This is a genomic window from Psychrobacter sp. DAB_AL32B, from assembly GCF_002224105.1.
GTDB lineage: Bacteria > Pseudomonadota > Gammaproteobacteria > Pseudomonadales > Moraxellaceae > Psychrobacter.
Map to the genome: position 1 here is coordinate 1 of NZ_NEXU01000028.1, position 22039 is coordinate 22039.

At 43.3% G+C, this 22039-nt stretch carries 19 protein-coding genes; 10 read left to right on the forward strand and 9 right to left on the reverse strand.

The annotated features are described in order from the left end of the window. Nucleotides 1-122: 122 nt before the first annotated feature. The 5 genes from CAN34_RS03635 to CAN34_RS03655 all read right to left on the reverse strand — a co-directional run bounded on the left by CAN34_RS03635 (nt 123) and on the right by CAN34_RS03655 (nt 5001). Nucleotides 123-659, reverse strand: a complete 537-nt coding sequence (locus tag CAN34_RS03635) for a GDSL-type esterase/lipase family protein (protein WP_254423074.1) — start codon at nt 657-659, stop codon at nt 123-125. Beyond that, the gene (locus tag CAN34_RS03640) at nt 653-2050 is read right to left on the reverse strand and encodes a nicotinate phosphoribosyltransferase (RefSeq protein WP_089554494.1); all 1398 of its coding nucleotides are present in this window, start codon (nt 2048-2050) and stop codon (nt 653-655) included. Before CAN34_RS03640 ends, CAN34_RS03635 begins: the two co-directional genes overlap by 7 nt. A 143-nt stretch (nt 2051-2193) precedes the next feature. Continuing rightward, the gene (locus CAN34_RS03645; protein ID WP_174668342.1) at nt 2194-3291 is read right to left on the reverse strand and encodes a bifunctional nicotinamide-nucleotide adenylyltransferase/Nudix hydroxylase; all 1098 of its coding nucleotides are present in this window, start codon (nt 3289-3291) and stop codon (nt 2194-2196) included. Between the two features lie 168 nt (nt 3292-3459). Next, entirely contained in the window at nt 3460-4470 is a 1011-nt protein-coding gene (locus CAN34_RS03650; RefSeq protein WP_089554495.1) for an alpha/beta fold hydrolase, read from the reverse strand. Between the two features lie 183 nt (nt 4471-4653). Beyond that, nucleotides 4654-5001 carry a carboxymuconolactone decarboxylase family protein gene (locus CAN34_RS03655; protein ID WP_079692703.1) on the reverse strand — a complete coding sequence of 116 codons (348 nt, stop codon included), beginning with the start codon at nt 4999-5001 and terminating at the stop codon, nt 4654-4656. 735 nt (nt 5002-5736) lie between these two features. Between CAN34_RS03655 and nfuA the strand changes: the two genes are divergently transcribed. Both nfuA and CAN34_RS03665 read left to right on the forward strand, forming a co-directional pair. Then, nucleotides 5737-6420, forward strand: a complete 684-nt coding sequence (gene nfuA, locus CAN34_RS03660) for a Fe-S biogenesis protein NfuA (protein WP_079692702.1) — start codon at nt 5737-5739, stop codon at nt 6418-6420. A 305-nt stretch (nt 6421-6725) separates the two neighbouring features. Next, nucleotides 6726-8036, forward strand: a complete 1311-nt coding sequence (locus CAN34_RS03665; protein ID WP_089554496.1) for an O-acetylhomoserine aminocarboxypropyltransferase/cysteine synthase family protein — start codon at nt 6726-6728, stop codon at nt 8034-8036. A gap of 135 nt (nt 8037-8171) precedes the next feature. On the opposite strand, the gene CAN34_RS03670 is transcribed toward CAN34_RS03665, so the two are convergent. Both CAN34_RS03670 and rsmI read right to left on the reverse strand, forming a co-directional pair. Then, entirely contained in the window at nt 8172-9191 is a 1020-nt protein-coding gene (locus CAN34_RS03670) for an adenosine kinase (RefSeq protein ID WP_089554497.1), read from the reverse strand. A gap of 54 nt (nt 9192-9245) precedes the next feature. Continuing rightward, nucleotides 9246-10217, reverse strand: a complete 972-nt coding sequence (gene rsmI, locus CAN34_RS03675) for a 16S rRNA (cytidine(1402)-2'-O)-methyltransferase (RefSeq protein ID WP_089554498.1) — start codon at nt 10215-10217, stop codon at nt 9246-9248. Between the two features lie 166 nt (nt 10218-10383). Between rsmI and CAN34_RS03680 the strand changes: the two genes are divergently transcribed. The 8 genes from CAN34_RS03680 (at nt 10384) to hisC (ending at nt 18652) form a co-directional block, all read left to right on the forward strand. After that, nucleotides 10384-10947, forward strand: a complete 564-nt coding sequence (locus CAN34_RS03680) for a YraN family protein (RefSeq protein ID WP_089554499.1) — start codon at nt 10384-10386, stop codon at nt 10945-10947. Nucleotides 10948-11179: 232 nt separating this feature from the next. Continuing rightward, complete coding sequence (locus CAN34_RS03685; RefSeq protein WP_089554500.1) at nt 11180-12016, forward strand: BON domain-containing protein; 837 nt, start codon at nt 11180-11182, stop codon at nt 12014-12016. Between the two features lie 300 nt (nt 12017-12316). Continuing rightward, complete coding sequence (locus CAN34_RS03690) at nt 12317-13267, forward strand: alpha/beta hydrolase (RefSeq protein ID WP_089554501.1); 951 nt, start codon at nt 12317-12319, stop codon at nt 13265-13267. 128 nt (nt 13268-13395) lie between these two features. Beyond that, on the forward strand, nt 13396-13647 hold the full coding sequence (locus CAN34_RS03695) for a BolA family protein (protein ID WP_089554502.1): 252 nt from the start codon (nt 13396-13398) through the stop codon (nt 13645-13647). A 112-nt stretch (nt 13648-13759) separates the two neighbouring features. Next, complete coding sequence (gene murA, locus CAN34_RS03700; RefSeq protein ID WP_089554503.1) at nt 13760-15028, forward strand: UDP-N-acetylglucosamine 1-carboxyvinyltransferase; 1269 nt, start codon at nt 13760-13762, stop codon at nt 15026-15028. 143 nt (nt 15029-15171) lie between these two features. Then, the gene (gene hisG, locus CAN34_RS03705; protein WP_079692693.1) at nt 15172-15867 is read left to right on the forward strand and encodes an ATP phosphoribosyltransferase; all 696 of its coding nucleotides are present in this window, start codon (nt 15172-15174) and stop codon (nt 15865-15867) included. A 265-nt stretch (nt 15868-16132) separates the two neighbouring features. After that, nucleotides 16133-17428 carry a histidinol dehydrogenase gene (gene hisD, locus CAN34_RS03710; RefSeq protein WP_089554504.1) on the forward strand — a complete coding sequence of 432 codons (1296 nt, stop codon included), beginning with the start codon at nt 16133-16135 and terminating at the stop codon, nt 17426-17428. A gap of 90 nt (nt 17429-17518) precedes the next feature. Then, the gene (hisC, locus tag CAN34_RS03715) at nt 17519-18652 is read left to right on the forward strand and encodes a histidinol-phosphate transaminase (protein ID WP_089554505.1); all 1134 of its coding nucleotides are present in this window, start codon (nt 17519-17521) and stop codon (nt 18650-18652) included. A gap of 140 nt (nt 18653-18792) precedes the next feature. Here the strand turns inward: hisC and CAN34_RS03720 are convergent, their stop codons facing one another. Further along, nucleotides 18793-20514, reverse strand: coding sequence for an anthranilate synthase component I family protein (locus CAN34_RS03720; RefSeq protein ID WP_089554506.1), 1722 nt, complete (start codon nt 20512-20514; stop codon nt 18793-18795). 3 nt (nt 20515-20517) lie between these two features. After that, the gene (locus CAN34_RS03725; protein WP_089554507.1) at nt 20518-21753 is read right to left on the reverse strand and encodes a beta-ketoacyl-ACP synthase II; all 1236 of its coding nucleotides are present in this window, start codon (nt 21751-21753) and stop codon (nt 20518-20520) included. Between the last annotated feature and the right edge of the window lie 286 nt (nt 21754-22039).

Sequence of the window (22039 nt, forward strand, 5' to 3'; positions counted from 1 at the left end):
GGAAAGAGCGTGACGGAATGGCTGTGAGAGAGTAGGAAGTGTGATCGCTTGAGCAACCAAACAGTTACGTAGTGGGGCAGGAATTGCAGGCATGTGAGCACTCGGTGGTAAACTTAAAAAAATCAACACCCGGACGCAAATTTACGCTGAGCGATAGCAATAATGTCTTCGATTTGCTGTTGCCATTTATCCACAGAAACACTCGTCGTTGTATCATTGACACCGACACTCAGCACCATCACATCAATAGGCTGGCTAGGAGCGGGAAGGACATAAAGCCTACGCAAGATATCAAAGCTGGTATGTCCGGTAGTCGCTTGCAATGACCAGTTCAGCGCATCAAACTGGGTATGAATAGTGGGCTGCTGCTCCAAGATTGGCATCAGCTTGCCAGCGAGCGCCTCTTGCTGCGTCTCACTGCCAACACCCGCCGCCGCCGAATCACCAACGATCATTAGGTTTAAGGTTTGTTTGCTGTCGTCTTTTGATGTATCAATAGACTTGTTTAGTTGAATATGTCCGTGCCTTTCACCATTTGGCTCAAGGAGGCGAACAGTATCACGTTTGATTTTGCGACCTTGATAAAGATACACAGGGGCAAGTAGCACATCCTTTGCAACAGAGGTTATTTTATTCTGTATTTTTTTAGTCGCTACCATCCTGCACGCTCCCGAATAGTGGTTAAATTGTCTTCAACCAATAATTTGCCATCGATATAAACATCACGTAATAGGTTGTCTACATCAGTGGCTAAATCATCAGCTTTAATGGTTTTTAGCTGTCCGTTACTATCTTTAATCAAGGCTAAGCGCCCTTTTTTTGAGCGTTTTGAGCGGCTGGTTACGGGGTCTTTATAAATATCTTTCCATATACCATCGATAGAGACGGCACTGGCCTTCATCGCCCAGCTCATCGTATCGCGGTTGACTTGTTGCAGTAGCCCGCCACCCATACCGAACGTAACGTTGTCGGTGCTAAAGCCTGCCTTCATTACTACCTCAATAATCTTACTTAAGCTTTGCGGACTGATACCATCGCCTTGGATAACGCGTACGTAGTCAGGCAGTACTTTGTAGCCTTTACTATTGATAGTCGTGCCAAATTTCACCGCCAAACGCTCTAAGGCTTCGCGAACCACTTTAGCAGGATCACCACTGTCTGGTCTGATAACCAAAGTGCCGCCCATGTTTTTCACATCTTCTTTTAAGCTACCACCCCAAATATTATCAATGGCATTCCATAAGTCGTAGCTATCAGAAACCACAGAAAAACTTTTACCTACACCGCTAAATTGCTCAATCATATTGGCAAAGGCGGCGGTCTCACCATCACGTCCCCATGCAGTCATGGTACTGTGTTCAGCAGCTGGAATAGAGAATGCAGGCATATCATTGCCCATACCATACCAACGGCTGGCAGCGACCAAAGCAGTCATCGAATCGGTACCTGCAAAATTGACCAAATGTGCCAAGCTGCCCAGTGCGACTGACTCTTGACTAGACGCACCGCGTGAGCCGAAATCATGTAAACGGAAAATAAGCGATTCAGTATTGTCCGCTGATTTTTCCAGCGCTTGGCGAATGATGCCTTTGCAGTAATACGAGACACTAGCGACCGTTGATGGATACCAAATCGCCCGTAATAGCGCCGTTTCGATATAGCTTGGTAGCCAGTAAAACTCAGGATCGGTATTAATGATTTGGCAGACCACGTTGGACACCGGCACGATGCTGCCTTCAGGTATGGCTTCGATACGTAATGGCAAATAACCACCGTGTTTATCGACCAAACGTTCCCAGCCAGCACGATTAAAGGTCAAACCATGCGCTTGAATGACCATTTCGGCTTCATCGATATCTTGATGGGTAATTGGGGTGCTAAGGTATTCTTTGATAAAGGCTTGTAAGCCAAAAAATACCACGTCATAGTCGCCATGTCGCGCTTCGACATAGCTAGACATATATTCGCTGCCAGCTGGATATTGTACCCAGTGTGAGGTTTTATAGCTGTCGCTATTGAGAATTAAATTATTAAGATTACTAGTATACATCACAGAACTCCTCTGCTTTGAGATACCGCAATGGCTGCGGCGATTAGCCTCTGCCGTCTATCGGCTCGGGCGGAAAAATTGATAAAGTTAGATCAATAATTTTCAATGAAAACTAACGATTAAAAATTGAGTTGCACAATACCTTACAGTCCAACCATCTTCATAATAATCGCATAGTGATCTTCGAACATCATCTTAGAATCAAGCTCAGCAAGCGGCAACCAAAAAGCTTGTGCGGCATCGTCACCACCCTTAACTTTTGGTAAGCCTTTTGGGTCATTTTTAAGCTGAAAATAAAACGCTTGCGTGATGGTACGACCACGCGCTGAGCGATAGGGATCGTCAAAGGTATGCTGACTGTGGCGCGAGCCACGCAATACGGGTTCAGGAACTTTTAGGCGGGTCTCCTCACGTAGCTCACGGATACAGGCATCAAATAGGGTCTCTTTTGGGTTAAGAAAGCCACCCGGCAATGCCCAAAGCCCGCGCCCCGGCATACTGCGCCGCTCTACCAAAAGAATGTGTCCGGACTGCACTACCAAGGCGTCGGCAGTCATGAATGTCGGTGGATAAGGGGCAGATTCCCATTGTTTTTTATACTTATCAATAAAGCCTGCTTCTTCATGAAGCTGCTGATATTCGGCTGTTTTTTTGAAATCGTTTAATATTTTTCGAGTCGATTCTGGGGTACGCTCAGGAGTAGGTGTTGCGCCCATCAGATAGCTTTCACGAATAGGCGTTGCTGATAGATTATGATAACTAGGAACAGAAATGGATGCCCAGTGAGGGAATAGTGATAAGTAATACGACGAATTATCTTTGGAATGCCCAATCAAACCGATATTGCTTTGCAAGTCACCGGTGACCGATCTTACTCCAGCCTGTACGTATTTTAGCCAGCGCGTGTCATTATATAGCGCATCATCGAGCGCCACGCAGTGAATACGTGCGGCCTCATCTACAGAATAAGCGCCTTTAATCATTGCTGTGCGCTCAGCAACCGAAAACGGATTGCGTAAGCTGCGTGGTAGATTAGCTGAGCCGATAAGTATGATCACATCATCTGCGCGCTTTAACGCCTCGTCAATAACGGCTTTATGGCCGCTATGGAACGGCTGAAAACGACCAATAAATACCAAATAGCGATAATGTTTGGCGTCTGTTTCATCTAAACCAATGGCGCTTTCTGCTTGGCTTTCTTCTGGATTTTCTATTAGGTCATATTCCGATAATCTACTCATAAACGCCAACTCCGTGCGATACATTGATCAATTACTATCAATTATTTATTTATTCAAAATTGTGCAATGGCGCTAATACTGACACAGCATCTAACTTGCTGACAAGTACAAAGATGTTTTATAAGGTTTAATTGTCACTGAATCTTTGAGCTTAGAAAGAAGCTAATGTTAGCTGCTGTGCTTGTCAATCCAAGCAGCAACCGTTGGCCAAATCTCTTTGGCAGCATTACGGCTGGTCATGATACGGCTATGAGTATAATCATCCGAATCGCCATTACTAAGCGAATATTCACAAAAGACATTAGCAGGGTTGTTGAAGTCATTGAAAAGTAACTGACAACCACGCGTGGGGGAAATGAGCTTGTCTCCTTTGGCACTAATCGCATAAATAGGGGTAGTAATCTTTGGCATATGCTGTCGGTAATCAAAAGGCTCAGTATTAGCCATCACTGTTTGGGCTGTACTTTTATGAGGGGTATTTTTATTATTGCCACTTTTACAGTCGCTTTCATTATTGCCTTTATTGTTGCCTTCATTCAGGTCATTTTGCGTGATAAAGCTACTGTTAAAATTTTGCTTCAAATTCCAGTCATACCATTGCTTCATCGCATAGTAGCTTTCGTTAATTGGTCCCATATTGAGCTTTTTGGCAGGGATGTAGCCAAATAGTTGGGTGAATAATTTGGCCGCAAAGATTCTAGCATAGCTGATAGGGTTCAGTGCAGCGCCATAGGCTTGGCAGGCAAACATGCTGATGCTATTTATTTTATCGATATAAAGTGGATTTTGGATCAGAAACATGGTCAATCCAATGCCGCCGCCGCTATGGGTGACGCAGTGCAAGTTATCCAGTTTTAAATCATCAAACAAATACCGAAAGGTGGCGTCAAAATCATAAGTTGCGATGGTCTCAAAATTAAACTTATCTTTTGGTATTTCGCTCGCGCCATGACTGCGCCATTCCATAATATAGCAACGATGTCCAAGTGCTGCCAAGTATTCAGCGATTCTTAGGCAGGTTTTTTTATCCGAAAATGTACCATGTGTTAAAAATATGTTTTGTGCTTTATGAGCAGAAAGGTTAGATAAATCATGGCGTTTTTCGCTATCGAAAATCTCCCAAATAGCGATTTGTACATGATCCTTAGAGGTCACTAATTTTAGATTTTCTGTCATCATAAAGGTGTCTCTTTAGATTTAGCGCATTCTCATGAGAAGACGCTATAAGTGTTCAGTAGGTTATAGCATAGCTTATTTATTTCCCATGTGAGTTTTATCATAAGCATCCTAATCACAAGCATAAAAAAACTGCCACTAGTCATTCAACCATGGGCAGTTTTTTTATATCTATCGAACCAAAAACTAGCTTTCTTTACTAAACTCATTGAATGACGCGACAGCTTCAGCGGCATACATCATTGAAGGACCACCACCCATATAGATACACATGCCCAATGTTTCAGCGACCTCCTCTTCAGATGCGCCAAGCTGTACTAAGGCTTTGGTATGGAAACCGATACAGGCATCACAGCGCGCGCCAACTGCCAATGCTAAGGCAATAAGCTCTTTGGTTTTTTTGTCCAGAACACCATCAGCCGTTGCCGCTGCACCAAGTTGCGAGAACGCTTTAGTGGTTTCAGGGATATGCTTATGTAGTTTTGCTAAGTTGGTTGAAACGTGTTTAGTGATGTCTTTAAATGATTTGCTCATGGGATGCTCCTTGTTAAGCGAGATTAATTAGTACACTAATAAATATAAGTTTGACAGTTTTCAAATTGTTATATTTAATTATAATATATAAAATTATATATTAAATCAAGCTACTGACTGAATTCACTTAACTGAAGACTGAACTGATGCGTTCATCGCGGTGCTATTTTTGAAGCTAAAGCATCTGACACGCCAAACGAGTAGGGACAAAAGGCATTTATAAAAGATATTTTTTATAAACTTGATAAGTATGTTTTGGGTCTTTATATAGAATGAAGAGCAAAAAGATATAGAGGCTTATTTTCTGACATTTTTTTATGTTTCTTCAATACTTTTCGATAGCAGTTTTAACCGTTCAAAGGCAGTATTTCAAACGCACTATTTAAAGGGCGTTATTTAAAAGTTACTATCTAAAAGCTACTATTACCTTGGTCTCAATGTCTTTATGTTAGGTAGCAGAGCAGTCATTAGAGAAGTCAATAACCAGTATTTGTCGGAGTCAGTGCTAATTCACACTGGCACAGTCGGAATAGTCGACCAAGTGCGCTATAATGAGTAGTATTAATAGACAACCATCACCGTCAGACAAATAAAATGATAAGCCAAAATGATGGACGACTCCATATAACTCCACCTCACATTACATTTGACGACACAGTAGACGTGACCAATACATTTGACGACACAGTAGACGTGACCAATATAACGCTTGTGTCATAACACATAGGAAGCATTATGAGTGAACACAATTCAACTGATACTCAAGTAGACCCTGCTGCCGATTACGAGTCAGCGTTAGATACTGAGCAAGCTGAGACCAAAAGTAACATCACCATCACTGAGGCCGCCCAAGGTTATTTGGCGGACTTACTATCTAAGCAAGATACCGATGGTATCGGTGTACGTATCTTTGTTGAGCATCCAGGGACACCGCGTGCTGAGTGTTGTATGGCTTACAATCAGCCAGGCGAGGAAGACAGTGCTGATTTGAAGTTCAGCTACGATAATTTTTCTGCTTTTATTGAAGCGGCGTCAGTGCCTTATCTAGAAGATGCCGTCATTGATTATAATAAAGACCGTTTTGGTGGTCAGCTGACCTTCCGTGCGCCAAACTCTAAAGTGCCAAAAGTGGGTTCGGATGCCAGTGTTGAAGAACGCATCAACTATGTATTGCAGTCTGAGATTAATCCAAGCTTAGCCGCGCATGGTGGCGACGTGCAATTGCTTGAATTGATTGAAGAAGAAGGCATTGGTCTGACCGCTGTATTGAAATTCGGTGGCGGTTGCCAAGGCTGTTCAGCGGTTGATATGACGTTGCGCCAAGGTGTCGAAGTACAGTTGAAACAGCAAATACCAGAGCTGACTCAAGTAATTGATGAGACTGACCATACACGTACTGAAAATGCTTATTATAAGTAACAGCTAAATAACAGTTAAATAACCGCTAAATAAAAAATGCAGATGGCTCTTAACTGTCTCATTAGTTTGGTTGCTTATGAATATTAGTCATTAAGCGATGATAAATTTGCTGTTTTATTCATATAGAAGCTGAGTTATGATTAACTCAGCTTTTTTTTATGTATCAGTTTTTGTAGCGACGCTAAAAGTGCACTTTTTATAGCAGCTTATAGCAATGTTTTGCTAGTAATGTTGTTGATAAGCGATATTGTAGATAAGCGATATTGTTGATAAATAACTTTTTAACTTATATTTAGGAGCACATGATGAGTGACGAACAATCAGTTAGCCAACCACAACACCAGCAACGTCTTGAAACGCTGGCTATTCATGCCGGATATAGCGTTGAACCGACGACTAAAGCGGTTGCCGTGCCTATTTATCATACCAGCTCGTATGCGTTTGATAATACGCAGCACGGTGCAGATTTGTTTGACCTAAAGGTTGCAGGTAATATTTATACCCGTATCATGAACCCGACCAATACGGTATTAGAAGAACGAGTTGCGGCGCTCGAGGGCGGTATTGGTGCGCTTGCGGTTGCGTCAGGGATGGCTGCTATTACTTATGCCATTCAAACTATCTGTGAAGCCGGTGATAATATCGTTGCGGTATCGACTTTGTATGGCGGCACTTATAATTTATTTGCCCATGCACTGCCGCGTCAAGGTATCGAAGTACGCTTTTTTGACTACAAAAATCCTGAAGCGATTCGTGATTTAATCGATGATAAAACTAAGATGGTCTTTGCTGAAAGTATTGGCAACCCACTGGGTAATATTGTGGATATCCAAGTGCTTAGTGATATCGCTCACGAGTACGGCGTACCGGTAGTGATTGATAGTACGGTTGCGACACCTGCGCTATGTCGTCCGTTTGAGTTTGGTGCTGATATCGTCATTCATTCATTGACCAAATATATGAGCGGTACAGGCACCTCGATTGGTGGTGCTATTGTCGATAGCGGTACATTCCCTTGGGGCGATTATCCTGAGCGCTTCCCGCTACTTAATACGCCTGATGCCAGTTATCATGGCGTAAACTTTGTTAAGGACGTTGGCGCTGCTGCCTTTATTGCTCGTGCACGTGTTGCGCCGCTACGTAATACTGGCGCGGCACTCAGCCCGCTCAATGCCTTTGGTATTATGCAAGGTATGGAAACCTTAAGTTTACGCATGGAGCGTCATGTACAAAACGCGCAGGCCGTTGCTGAGTATCTGCGTGATCATGACAAAGTAGCGTGGGTAAAATATGCCGGTTTGCCAGATCATCCGGATCATGAGCTTGCCAAAAAATACATGAAGGGCACGCCGTCTGCTATTTTGACCTTTGGGGTAAAAGGTGGACTTGAAGCAGGCGCACGCTTTATTGATGCCTTGCAGCTGATTACGCGCTTGGTCAATATTGGTGATGCCAAATCGTTAGCGTGCCATCCGGCGACGACGACACACCGCCAGCTCAATGAGCAAGAGCTTGAAAACGCAGGGGTAAGTACCGATATGGTTCGTTTGTCGATTGGTATTGAACACATCGAAGATATCAAAGCAGATTTAGAGCAAGCATTGGCTTCTGCTTAGTTTGCAGATTTTTGCTTTGTTAAGTATATAAAAGTTTATAAATGAAAAAGCCCATATCGGTTTGATATGGGCTTTTTTTATTCGTTAAACTATCTAAATAGTTGCTAAATACTGTTAAATGTTGGGCCTGACTGCTTAGGCAGACAATACACGTTTTGCAATTTCTTGGTAATTTTGCGACTCTAAACGTGGACCGAACTGTTGAATGACTTGTGCGGCGACTTCGCTGGCAAGACGACCACATTCTGGCAAACTATATTGTTGCGATAATGCGTATAAAAACGCCCCAGAATAGTTATCACCAGCACCGTTGGTATCAATGACGTTGGTCACTACTGGCGTAGGAACGTCGTAAATCTCAATCTCTGACTCGTCATTTGGTTTATGAGCGATCACGGCACCATTTGAACCATCAGTGACAACCGCAGTTTGGCAATGCTCAAGTAAGGCACGCGCAGCAGATTTATGCTGCTTTTTATCGGTGAATAATTTTGCTTCTTCACTATTACAAAATATCACCGCGACTTTATTGCCGAGCATATTAAGCAGACCGTCTTTAGCAAACTTCACCACCGCTGGGTCGGCAAAGCTCACCGCAATCTTAGCACCATGAATTCCTGCTTGTTGACGCAATTGGTTCATCGCTGGTTGGATAGCTTCAGACATGGCTAAGTAGCCTTCTAAATATAGCCAATCAGCCTGTGTTAGCGCTTCAAAATCGACATTATCAGCGGTAATATCACTTGATGTGCCAAGGAATGTCTGCATGGTGCGTTCGCCATCTTCAGTGACTGCAACCACACATGAGCCGGTCACACCGCCTGCATGGATGGACTGTGGAGAGGTGGCTACGCCTGCTTCATGCAAGTCTTTTAGGTAAAACTCACCTTGCTTATCATCGCCAACGCGGCAGGCATAAAAAGGTTTGCCGCCTAAACTTGCAAAAGCGTACATCGCATTGGCCGCTGAGCCACCACCAGCGTGTTTTGACGGTTTGATTTCTGCGAGTTTAAAATAAGCCAATAATTGCTGTTGCTCTTCAATGCCTGCCAGCGTCATATTACCTTTGGTCAAGTCTGTTTCTTCTAATGCCGCATCTGACAATAGATATTCGTGGTCAACCAAGGCATTGCCTATCGCCATTACGTCGTACATTGCTTATGTCTCCTTAATAAATTTATAAATGTGTCTGTTTTTTTTATCTAAAAATTATTCGGCTTGGAGCTCAAGTAAGCGCTGATATAAGGCGTTCTTTTTTACCCCAGTGATATCAGCGCCTAAGGCAGCCGCTTTTTTAACGGATAAATCTTCTAGCAGGCGGTGTAATAATTTATCATGAATGCTGATATCGTCATCATCTTGTGCCACCTTGACCCCAGCGACCACCACAACAATCTCACCGCGCTGCTGATTGTCATCTGCTTTAACAAATTCAACCAAAGCGCCAAGCGTACTTTTACGTACCGTCTCAAAGGTTTTGGTCAATTCACGGCAAAACGTCACTTCGCGCTCTGCGCCAAATATGGCGGCCATATCTTCTAAGCTGGCAATAATACGGTGTGGCGCTTCATAAAATATCAAAGTTTCAGTACGGGTATTTAGGGCAGAGAGTTGTTTTTGGCGACCATGCGTTTTTGCTGGTAAAAACCCAATGAAGCTAAAGCGATCTGAGGGCAGACCTGCAACCGATAGCGCCGCAATGGCAGCGGAGGCACCAATAATAGGTGACACTCGAACGCCTGCAGCATGGGCGGCCTGTACCAATTGATAACCGGGGTCACTGATCAGTGGCGTACCGGCATCACTAATCAAAGCAACCGAATGACCTTGCTCAATCATCTCAATAATTTTAGGCGTTTGAATGGCGCTATTATGCTCATGATAAGCCCAAAGCTTATTATGTCCTTTTTGCTTTGATGTGGTATCAGCATCGTTTGCAACACCATCTTCGGTATTGTTTTCAGTGTTATGAGCCACGGCATCTTTTGTATCGTCAGCTTTACTGCCTTTGGTATCAATGCCAAAATGTGACAATAGCTTACCTGAGGTGCGCGTATCCTCACAGGCAATGATGGCGACTTGCTTTAAGACATCAATCGCATGCGGCGTCATATCGCTAAGATTACCAATCGGCGTGGCAACGATATATAGACAAGCTGGCATCGCGGTAGGGCTAGACATGAAAACCTCGGGTCATTAATTGGATAGATAAAAAGGGGATAGATAAATGGATACGGCGCGATGATTGATAAAACATCACTTATATAAAAAGTATTACTCATATAAAGAGTGAATAATTAAATCATCATAAGCACGCACAGAAGCACGCAAAGGTGGTTAGTTTAGCATGTTGTGCTATGATAATTCTGAAATGTTAAGTAGACCAATAGACGTTATGGTGAATGATAAACCTTTGACTCTAACCTCCCCAAAACAGCGACAAGGTAGCCGTTTTGAACAACAGGCCTGTGAGTTTTTACAGGCGCAAGGGCTGATATTGATTGCGCAAAATTGGCAGCAGCCTAAAGTTGGCGAGCTGGACTTAGTCATGCTAGAAAAAGGGCAGGCGTGGTCGACACTGGTCTTTGTTGAAGTGCGTCAAAGGCAGCGTTCAGAATTTGGTGACGCTGCGCTCAGCGTAACGGCAAGTAAACAACGTAAAATTATCAAAGCGGCACGCTATTTTTTGCAGCAACATCCTAAATATAACGATTATGAATGCCGATTTGATGTGATGGCCTATAATACTATCGACAATAACAATCATAACAATCATAACAATCATAACAATCATAACAATCATAACAATCATAACAATCATAACAATCAGATAAATAACATCCCAAAAACGCATTCGGAAAATGTTCAGCCGGAATGGCTAAAAGGCGCTTTTATAGCGGCAGCTTGGTAGTAAAGGTTTTTGATCGCTTGTTTTAAGATTGTTTAATTTGATAGCGAAATAAATAATCGCATCAAGCTGTCTTTACCAAAAGCCTAACTGTCTACTATAAAAATTAAGTAAAGTAGCGGTATTAAAAATCATTAATTGAATCAAATTTACATCACTACTTTTTACATCACTACTTTTACATCGCCACTATCAACTATTCAATTATTATAAACCATGTTCTAAGAGGTAAATCATGACACGGATGCATTTGCGCACTGCTATTTTTGGCTCATCACGCCGTACCGCGATTGGCGTGATGCTAATGTCTAGCATTATAACTACTGGCTGTACCACCAACTATTTGACCAATAGTACAGAAGGCACGTATGGCGTGCCGATGACTGAGCGTACCATTCCGCAGCGTCTGCTCGATCGTAGTATCGAACATACTGTCAAGATTAACGTTTATGGTTTGCAGGAAAATTTGCAGCAAACCAGTCGCATGAGCATTGATAGCTTTAATAGTACCGTATTGCTTACTGGCGAAGTGCCGACTGAGGCAATCAAGACCGAAATCGGAAAAGTCGTTGGCTCTATGCCAGACGTTCGCCAAGTTTATAATGAGCTGACCGTCGGTGCCTCAAAAGGCTATAGCCAAACCGTCCATGACGGCTATATCACATCGAAGCTAATGGCAAAAACAGCCACAGCTAATGGTGTTAAAGCCTCACAGATAAAAGCAGTGACTAATAATGGCGTGGTTTATATCATGGGCCGTATGACGCCGACGCAACAAAGCCACTTGATCGATATCGCCAATAATACAGTTGGCATCACAGAATTGGTACTGCTGACCACCGTCGTCGATGATAGAGGGGTAAAGCTCGGTAGCGATGACATTATGTACGAGAACAATTTAGCCAATCCTACCAAAGGGCCAGCTGTTAACAGCAGAGCAGCCCCCGAGGCAAACAGTTCGATAGCAGCAGATACGGCTATCAATGCCACTCCGATTATCATCACAGAAGATGGTTCGCCAGTCAATGAGCCTTCATCGAGTCCGTATATTGACCTGTATCAAAACCAGTAAATAGGTTGCCTAATATTGTTATAATCGCAGCTTTTTTATTTTGAAATCACAATATTTAATGACGACTTTCGGACGCCTCAAACCGTCAAAATGCTACTCACAATAAGCCTAAATATTCATAACAGTAAAAGCACGATAAATCCTTAGTCAGCCCGTAAGATATGAACAGTAAAAAAATATAAGCAGTAAAAACTAGATGAAATGGCACAGATAAAATAACAAACGGTCATGGCACTATCGCTGGCTGGATGATATTGACTGAATGATAACGACTGCATGATATATAACAGGGATACTGCTATGAAGGGTTTAAGTAAGGATGCACGGCGAGCCAAAGCAATGACGCCGAAAATCATCAGCGCAGGGGTTACCGCGGCATTGGCAGTCGGTGGAATTGCTCTAGCAACACAGCAAGCACAGGCTTTATCGGCGCTTGCTATCGTCAATGGCCTTACCTCAAGTGGCGGTGTTGGGGTCAGTAAAGATATTCTTTATGGCGACGAGCCGTCGCAAGATTTGGATATGTATTATCCTAAACCTCTTGCAAAAGCGATGCAGAGTGAGCGGGCAATTACGGATACTTATCCTATGGTAGTGTTCGTATATGGTGGCTCATGGGAGAACGGCACTAAAGAAGAATATGCGTTTGTCGGTCAAAGTTTGGCTCAAGCAGGTTATGTGACCGCAGTGATTAATTATCGTAAAGCCCCTGAGCATGTGTACCCTGATTATGTCGAAGATACAGCACAAGCTATTGCTTGGAGCTATAAAAACGCAGAGCGTTTTCATGCTGACCCAAAACGCCTAGCAGTCGTTGGGCATTCTGCTGGCGCGTTTAATGCCGTTGCTGCCGTCGCCAATGAGGACTTTTTAAAGCCTTACGGTATTAAGCCAAAAGACATCAAGACGGTGGTTGGTATTGCTGGTCCTTATAGCTATGATTTTCGCAAATTTGATAGTGTGACGGCTTTTGCTGCCGACGCCACGCCGGATGAAGTGATGCCAGACCGACAAATCAAAGGCGAGCAACCACCTTATCTATTATTGACTGCCGAAAAAGATAAAGTTGTGTATCCTACTAATACTATTAAGATGACCAAAGCATTACAAGAAGCTGGTGTTACCGTTCAAACGGGTGAAATTGCAGGTGCCAGTCATGCCACTAGCATTGGGGCGATGGCGCCGCCATTACGTTGGGTTAATGACGTACGTGCGCAAGTGGTGAGCTATTTGGACAAAGCTCTTAAATAATTAGCTAATACTGTCATTAATACTTAGACGCAGTTGCGTAAGACAGTACTGTAAGATGGTCAAACTCTTGTTATAATGTCGTCACTTTAAATCTATACCCTATTTTAAACCTTAAGGCAGAATATTCTATGAGCATGAACGCTGACGATTTGATCGCATTTTTACAAACTCACTTTCCGGATGCTTTTATTCAAGCTGCCAATCAAGGAACTAAGTTTGATGTACGCGTGGTTGATGCCAGTTTTGAAGGCAAACGTGCCGTTCAGCGTCAGCAAGCGGTTTATGCTTTGGTAAACGACAAAATTGTGAGTGGCGATATTCATGCGCTCAATATTCAAGCGTTAACGCCTGTTGAATGGGAAGTTCAATCGCAAGGCTAGGCTATGACTTTTCATCTATGACCGGATTTTCTACTACTAGCAATATTGTTGCCAGTTTTATACTATTTGGTTTTCCATCATTTTTTATACTCATCGCTAGGTTGTCACCTTTATGGATCAATTTTTAATCACTGGTAGTAGTCGTATCGCAGGGGAAGTCAATATCTCAGGCGCCAAAAATGCCGCGTTGCCGTTACTTGCGGCCATGATATTGGCCGAGACGCCAACGACATTGCATAATGTGCCATCGTTACAAGATGTGCGCACTTTGATTGAGTTGATTGGTGGCATGGGTATCAATATCCAAAAACAGGGCGATACCGTCACGTGCGATACCAAAAATATTGATAATTTTTATGCGCCATACGATTTGGTCAAAACCATGCGCGCATCAATTTTAGTGCTAGGGCCATTGCTGGCGCGTTTCGGTGAGGCAGAAGTGTCGTTGCCGGGCGGCTGTGCGATTGGATCACGTCCTGTTGATCAGCATCTCAAAGCCTTTGAAGCGATGGGTGCTACTATTACGGTAGAAAACGGCTATGTGATAGCGCAAGCGCCAAAAGGCGGCAAGCTACTTGGCTGTAAATTCTCTTTTGATATGGTAACTGTTGGCGGTACTGAAAACGTTATCATGGCAGCAGCCCTAGCCAAAGGGACTACCGTATTAGGTAACTGTGCGCTTGAGCCAGAAGTGGTTGACTTGGCCAATATGCTAGTAGCAATGGGCGCTAAAATCAGTGGTATTGGTACAGCAACCATGACTATCGAAGGCGTTGAGCGTTTGCATGGTTGCGAGTATTCAGTGGTACCAGATCGTATTGAAACTGGCTCATATTTAGCAGGTGCGTTGATGACGCGCGGTGATGTATTGACCAAAAATACTTCTGCGCTATTATTGACGCCCGTATTAGAGAAGTTCGAAGATATGGGTGCGATCATTACCACTGGCGATGATTGGATTCGTGCGCAGATGAAAGGGCGTCCAAAGTCAGTTGATATTCGTACTCAGCCACATCCAGGCTTCCCAACGGATATGCAAGCGCAGGTAATGGCTATTTCTTGCCTAGCTGATGGTACTAGTACTTTCATCGAAAATATCTTTGAAAATCGCTATATGCACGTGCCAGAGCTTAACCGCTTAGGCGCATCTATCCAAGTAGATGGTCATACCGCTGTCGTTAAAGGTGTTGATTGCTTTACAGCAGCGCCGGTTATGGCTACTGATTTGCGCGCTTCGATGTCATTGGTCATGGCTGCTGCTGCTGCTGAAGGCGAGAGTTTAATCGACCGCATTTATCATATCGATCGTGGCTATGAGCATGTTGAAGATAAACTTCGTGCCTTGGGTGTGAATATTGAACGCATCAATACTAACGATTAGTATTGATTGGCTTATCCTATCCTATTTAGCCTTGTGACGTCAGTTATTGATAATATTGGCGTTACAGCTTTAAAAGCTTGGCATTATAAAATCAAAGAATTCCCTGTGATGGGAATACCAACTGCACACGGACACGAGTCATTATGACTGAAGCAACCAATAGCCTAGCAAATAATGGCTTATTAAATGAAGTAAATGATGAGTTTTCAGGCTTAACACTTGCGCTATCAAAGGGTCGCATTCTCGAAGAGACGATGCCTTTACTACGCGCCGCCGGTGTTGAGCTTCTCGAAGACCCTGAAGCGTCGCGCAAGCTTATTTTTCCAACCTCAAACCCGAATGTCCGCGTATTGATTTTACGCGCCAGTGACGTGCCGACGTACGTTGAACACGGCGCTGCTGATTTTGGAGTGGCTGGTAAAGACGTGCTACTTGAGCATGGTGCCAATCATGTTTATGAGTTATTGGATTTAAAGATTGCCCAATGTAAGTTGATGACCGCTGGCGTGAAGGATGCGCCACTGCCGAATCGTCGTCTGCGTATTGCCACTAAATACGTCAATGTTGCCCGCGCTTACTTTGCCAGCCAAGGTCAACAGGTAGATGTAATTAAGCTATATGGTTCAATGGAGCTTGCGCCGTTGGTTGGTTTGGGCGATTTGATTGTCGACGTAGTTGATACTGGTAATACACTACGCGCCAATGGGCTTGAAGCACGCGACCATATCTGTGATGTTTCATCTCGTCTTATCGTCAATCAGGTCAGCTATAAGCGCAAATTTGCACTCCTTGAGCCTATCTTGAATAGCTTTAAAGACAGCATTGCCAGCGCTTCATAAATCAGCCCCTTATAAAACGCTGCCAATCATTGGTAATATAAAGCATTGTCATACAAAATTTTAAACCAGTTTAGCGCTCTAGGATAGATATAGCGTGCTAAACTGGTTTTGTTGTATTCGCTTGCCAGATAATAAAAGCTCAGTATAATCTGAGTCAGATAATAATAAATAAGCTGGCTTATAAGAAGTAGTAATTTTCCATTTATTTATATTAGCCCTTTTATTTTTTACAGCCGTATTCCATGCACAAATACAGGATAAAGTCATGCGCCAATTAAGTACTCAAGATGCCGATTTTGACAGTCAATTGACACAACTGCTTGCTTTTGAAACGGTCAATGATGCTGATTTACTAAAGACTGTGGATGATATTATTACTAAAGTGCGTCATGGTGGCGATAGCGTCGTACTACAGTTGACCCAGCAATTTGATCAACATCCAGCGACGACGATGCAAGCGCTAGAGCTATCTAAAGAGGCACTTGCTGAAGCCTTTATAAATCTTGATGATAAAGTGAAAACAGCGTTGATTACAGCGGCGACTCGGGTACAGGCGTTTCATGAGCGCCAAGTACAAGAAACATGGCAGTATGATGATGAGCTAGGCAATCGCTTAGGTCAAAAAGTGACAGCGCTTGACCGTGTCGGTATTTATGTACCGGGCGGTTTGGCTTCTTATCCGTCTTCCGTATTGATGAATGCTATTCCTGCCAAAGTTGCTGGCGTCGCTGAGGTTATCATGGTTGTGCCAGCACCAAAAGGCGTATTAAATCCTTTGGTATTGGCAGCGGCACATTTGGCAAAAGTAGACCGTGTCTTTACCATCGGCGGTGCGCAAGCGGTGGCCGCATTGGCCTATGGTACCGAAACCATTCCAGCAGTAGACAAAATCACCGGTCCGGGTAATAAGTACGTCGCGGCAGCCAAACGTGCCGTATTTGGACAAGTAGGCATTGATATGATTGCTGGTCCCTCTGAAGTGCTGGTCTATGCAGAAGGCGAAGCGCAAGACCGCGCTGATTGGCTCGCCATGGATTTATTATCCCAAGCTGAGCATGACCGTATTGCCCAAGCGATTTTTGTCACTACTTGTGAAAAACAGCTTGAAGAAGTTGCAATTGAGATTGAAAAAGCATTAGCAGAGTTACCAAAAGCGGATATCGCTCGTGATTCGCTAAAAAACCGCGGCGCGCTTATTTTAGTAAAAGACCGTGCAGAAGGTATGGCGGTTATTAATCGCGTCGCACCTGAGCATTTAGAGTTGTCTGTTGATAACCCTGATGCATTGCTTGATAGTATTCGTCACGCAGGCGCTATATTTATGGGTCGCCATACGCCAGAGGCGATTGGTGACTACTGTGCAGGACCCAATCATGTGCTCCCAACATCCGGTACCGCACGTTTTTCTTCACCGCTCGGTGTTTATGACTTCCAAAAGAAATCATCGATTATTTATTGTAGTGAGGCTGGTAGTAAGCCGCTAGCTGAGACGGCAGATATTTTAGCGCAACGCGAGGACTTAGAAGCCCATGCGCGTTCAGCCCGTTATCGTTATCAGTAATATTTTTTGATTGCTTCAACAGTAGGTATTTTAAAATTAACTGTTGAAATTTATTTTTAATAGTCTCTGTGGCTAATAGTAGGATAACTTATGAGTGAGTTAAAGGTAGACACCAGACTTTGGTCATCTAAAGCGCGCAATTTATCGCCTTATGTCCCCGGCGAGCAGCCTCAGCATGACAATTTATGCAAATTAAATACCAATGAAAACCCGTTTCCGCCATCACCAAAAGTCGGTGAGGCAATTACAAAGGTGTTAGCGCGGCAAGCAGACGACCTACGTTTGTATCCAGCACCTGAATCTGATGATTTACGTGGCGCATTGGCAGAACTTTATAACCTTGATATAAACCAAGTATTTGTCGGAAATGGTTCAGATGAAGTATTGGCACTAGTATTTGCCAGCTTTTTCTTAAAAGAGCGCCCTGTATTAGCACCTGATATCAGCTATAGTTTTTATCCGGTTTATGCCACTACCTTTGGCATAGAGCTGGTACAAATTGCGCTTGGTGCTGATTTTAATATCGACCCTGATGATTATCGCCAGCCTTGTAGCGGTATAATTATCGCCAATCCTAACGCCCCAACCGGTTTGTTATTATCGCTTGCTGATATCAGTAAGCTTGCTAGTGAGCATTCAAACTCAGTGATTGTGATTGATGAAGCATATATTGATTTTGCCCAAATAGAAGAAGGTAGCTCAGACTCACAGGTCTCAGCCGTCAGCCTTATTAATGATTTTGATAATTTGCTGGTGACGCAAACCTTTTCAAAGTCGCGCTCGCTTGCTGGTCTGCGTGTCGGTATGGCATTCGGTAATGCTTCATTAATCGAAGCACTGACACGTATGAAAAATAGCTTTAACAGCTATCCATTAGATAAGTTGGCTCAAGCAGGAGCGACCGCTAGTGTCTTAGATACCGAGTATTTTGAGCAAACCCGTCAGCAAGTGATTGATTTGCGCACATCGTTGACGGCAGAATTGACAGCATTGGGCTATGATGTACTACCATCGCATGCCAACTTTGTATTTGCGCGTCCAAACGACGGTGATGCAATGACAGTGGCAAATGCGTTACGCGAGCAGAGTATTATCGTGCGTCATTTTGATAAACCCCGTGTGCAAGAGTATTTACGTATTACTATCGGTACAGCAGCACAGCATGAGCGTTTGATTGATGCATTAAAAGCTCTAGAAACTGTTGCTGATGTCGTTGCTAATTAATATTTAGCAGTACTTTATTTGTTTAAAGTGAATCGGTTAAAGTCCTTGAGACGTACTAAAAATAAAGCCTGCCCAACATAACGTTAGCAGGCTTTATTTTTTTAGCTACTTTAAATTTATCTTTAATATAACGATGAATCTTATTTGCTGCTGTGCTTTTGACTCAAGACGATCATCAGATTACCGACTTTATCGAGACATTCTTGATATTCCGCATCGCTATCAGAGGCAATAGTAATGCCGCCACCTGCCCACAAACTGACTTGGCTTGTATGGTCTACTATACCATCTGATGCATGGTTGGCTTGCAGCGTGCGAATCAATACATTCCATTGACCACTACCATCAAAGTTCACATAGCCCATGGTGCCGCAATAGGCACCACGCGGCGCTGCTTCTAATTCTGCAATAATCTCGACCGCCCGTTTTTTTGGCGTTCCAGTGATTGAGCCGGCAGGCAAACTGCCAAATAAGACTGCTAATGGATGCGTATCTGTCTTTAACTCAGCGGTAATGGTGCTGACCATATGATGCACATTACTAAAGCTCTCAATCGCAAATAACTGTGGCACTTTTACGCTACCGATTTTGGCATACTTACCCAAATCATTACGCAATAAATCGACAATCATCACGTTTTCCGCACGGTCTTTTTCGCTATCGATTAATTGCTGCTTGTATTTATCATCTTGCTCAGTAGTTGAGCCGCGCGGCATCGTTCCTTTGATAGGTTTGGTGCGTATATGGTGCTTACCTGTTTGATCGTCTTTACTAAAAGTAAAAAATAACTCAGGTGAGCAACTTAATAATTCAAACTGACGCTCTGGCGTATTAGCGTTGACTTCACTTTTAATATAATTAACCGCTAAATAGCCTGCAAATGGTGCTTGGGTGTTAGCATGCAAAGCAGGCAAATAATCGATAAGCATGGCGGCTGATTTATTACTTCCATTTACATCCGTTACATCATTGAAATCACCATTCCATACTTGGGTTAAATTTATTTGATAGCAATCGCCTTGCTGTAAGTAGTTTTGAGTTTGATTAAATGCCTGCTGATAATCATTCTTATGCCATTTAGCATCTAGCTTTAAAGGTAGCAATGGACAGCTAGCGTTATTGGCCATATCTATACTGGACAGTTTGCTATCCAGTTCATCCAAATAGGCTATGAGTGCTGCTACGAGCTTATTTTTTTTCTTATTATCAGTACTTTCATCACAATCATTATTGAGCGTATTTACTGTTAGCTCCCAATCTTTTTCATCGTCTTTGTTAGGTGCTAGATAAATATCATAATGTCCCAGTAGTGCACATGGCTGGACTGCCAGCTCAATTTTGGCTTTTGGACTTAGCTCATGAGCGGCAATATCATATCCAATAAAACCTATAAGACCATGATAGTAACTGGGCTTCTCATCATTTTTGTTTATCGAAGTTGAGAGGTCGTTTTCGCTTTCATAAGCCTGACTATAAGCAATTAATTCATCCTGCCAGTCGCTATAACTTATATACGCTGTAGTAACTGTATTATCATTGTTGTGATGGGTAGCGCGGCAAGTTTTTTCAACTTTATAAGGGTTTGTTTGATAAAAACTTGCTTGTCTAGCAGAATATGACGTCTCGTCTACAGAATAAAAGACCGACCAGCTTACTTTTGGCAATAAGCCAATCACAGGTCGTCCATCATTATTCAGCCAAATCAATTGCCAGTTTGCCTTGGCATCTTGTGCTAGCAAATGACGGCGTAGCTTTGGCATCAGTTCTGCGGCAGACAGATCACCAAAACGCCAGCTAGGTTTAGTAGCTGGCGATGGGGCAGAAACTGTCTGCACAGTAGTATTATGATGTGATGCGACCATAGTTTAGGCGTCAAACTTTTTGATGATTAGAGTGGCATTAGTGCCACCAAAGCCAAAGCTATTGCTCATAAGAGTTTCAAGCTTAACGTCACGTTTTTCAGTAACGATATCAAAGCCTTTGGCTGCCGGATCTAATTCTGTAATATTGATACTTGGCGCAATAAACCCTTCTTGTAGCATGAGTAGGCAATAAATCAGTTCTTGTGCGCCTACCGCACCTAAGCTATGACCTGTCATAGATTTAGTGGAGCTAATAGCGGGCACTTTACTGACATCATTACCAAATACTTTAGCAATGGCTTTAAGCTCAGTAATGTCACCTAACGGCGTGCTCGTACCATGACTATTAATATAATCAACGCTTTCTAAACCTGCTTCAGCGAGTGCTTGCTGCATACAGCGTACCGCGCCTTCACCACTTGGAGCAACCATTTCTGCACCGTCAGAGCTGGCACCATAGCCGACGATTTCGGCTAAAATATTGGCACCGCGTGCTTGAGCATGCTCAAGACTTTCAACGACCACCATTGCACCACCAGCAGCAATGACAAAGCCGTCACGATCTTTGTCATAAGCTCTTGAGGCGAGTGTTGGCGTGTCATTATATTGGGTGCTGACTGCGCCCATCGCATCAAACATACAAGACTGGGTCCAATGCTCAGCTTCACTACCACCAGCGAGCACCACATCGGCTTTACCCAACTGAATCAGCTCAGCAGCATGACCGATACAATGCGTCGAAGTTGCGCAAGCAGACGAGATAGAGTAGGAAACACCTTGGATTTTTAGGCCAGTGGCAAGCGCTGCGGATACCGAGCTGCCCATCGTTTTTGGTACTGCCATGGCACCGACACCGCGCAGACCTTTTTCTCGCATGGCATCGACAGCATTGACGATATTTTCTGTTGAAGCGCCGCCTGAACTTGCAACCACACCTACGCGCGGATTGCTATTGATGGTCTCAAGTGACAATCCAGCGTGCTCAATAGCGTTTAAAGCACTGACATAAGCATAGAGACTCGCGTCACTAAAAAATCGTTTCAATTTACGGTCAATACCTGAGGTATCAAGCTCTGATTGATCAATACTGCCACTAACGTGTGATTTAAATTCGTGCTCAGCATAAGATTTATTGAATGTAATGCCAGAGCGCCCTTGTTTCAGAGCATCTGTGACAGTAGCCAAATCATGTCCGATACAAGAGACAATCCCTGCTCCAGTGATAACAACACGGCGCATATTCTATTCCTTATTAGTAACGATATTAGTAACGATTTTTTGATAATTATCTGTAATCATCGTCTTTAAACCTCTACTTCTATTATTGTTTAACGTCGAAACTATCTCTGACAGTAAAAATATTGCAAAAAAGATAGTGTTTAAGCGCTAAACGCTGCTTCTAAAACGATGGTTGCGGTCACAATAAAACCACTATTGAGATAATGTGGCCAATACAAATAATTTTCTATGAGTAGTGGTGCAATCATGCTTGAGCTTATGGCATATGATAACGTATCAAGGGGGC